This window comes from Pseudoalteromonas sp. TB25 (genome assembly GCF_000497995.1).
In the GTDB taxonomy this organism is placed as follows: domain Bacteria; phylum Pseudomonadota; class Gammaproteobacteria; order Enterobacterales; family Alteromonadaceae; genus Pseudoalteromonas; species Pseudoalteromonas distincta.
Window position 1 is genome coordinate 2,262 of sequence record NZ_AUTI01000250.1, and the last position, 1,227, is coordinate 3,488.

At 44.8% G+C, this 1,227-nt stretch carries 1 pseudogene (cut by a window edge); it reads right to left on the minus strand.

The window, feature by feature from the left end:
* Window positions 1-1,227, minus strand: a pseudogene (locus L652_RS01000000123475) (CusA/CzcA family heavy metal efflux RND transporter); its annotated part reaches 552 nt to the left of the window's first position; the annotation flags it as partial.

Sequence of the window (1,227 nt, forward strand, 5' to 3'; positions counted from 1 at the left end):
CGGCTTGTGCATCACTTACAAAGCTTGCTAAATCACGCCCTTCTACATTTGCAGTAACAACAACATTACGCTTACCGCTTTCACGGTTTATTTGATTAGGCCCTTTATCAATACTAATATTTGCAACTTCGCCAAGCGGTACAAATGCAAGGTCTGGGTTGGCACTTTTGGGCACGGCCACTGGCAAACGCGCAAGCTGTGATACATCGCTTGACCAGCGTTCATCTAAACGCACTAATAACGAAAAGCGTTTATCACCTTCGTAAATAAGCCCGGTTTGTACACCGCCTACCGCAGCACTTACACTTTGCTGTATATCGGTTACGGTTAAGCCTAACAGCGCCATATGATCGCGAAGCGGCGTAACCGAAAGCGTAGGCAAACCTTCCATTTGTTCAAGGCGTACATCGGTTGCACCTGTTATGTTTTGTACCAAGGCTGTGGCTTTTTCGCCGTACTGTTTTAATGTTGATAAATCATCGCCGTAAATACGCACGGCAACATCGGCGCGCACACCTGCTATTAGCTCGTTAAAGCGCATTTCTATTGGTTGCGTAAACTCATAGTTATTACCAGGTACTTCATTTACTAAGTGGCGAATTTGCTTAACCAGTTCTTCTTTACTTAAAGCAGAGTTAGGCCATTGTTCGCGTGGCTTTAACATTAAAAAGGTATCGGCAACGTTAGGTGGCATAGGATCGTTTGCTACATCGGGCGTACCAATTTTTGAAAATACTTTTTCAACTTCAGGTATGGCTAAAATGGCTTGCTCTAGCTCTTTTTGCATTTTTACCGATTGTTCAATACCGGTGCCGGTAATGCGCAGTGCGTGCATGGCTATATCGCCCTCATCAAGCTGCGGTAAAAACTCAGCCCCCATGTTTTTCACTTTAAAGCCAAGTGTAATTACAAGCACAGCAGCAATGCTTAACATTACCCACGGTAGTTTTAGCGATAAACCAAGTAGCGGTTTGTAGCCTTTTTTAATGCCGCGCATAACGACATTTTCGCTCTCACTCACCTTACCGCGTACAAATACCGCAATAGCGGCAGGNGGTACAAACGTCACTGCAAAAGTAAGTGCGCCAACTAATGCAGCAACCACTGTAAACGCCATTGGCTGAAACATTTTGCCCTCAACCCCGCTTAGTGCAAACAGCGGTAAATACACCAGCATAATAATTAAAATGCCAAATACCGCAGGGCTAAATACTTCTTTAGTGGCGG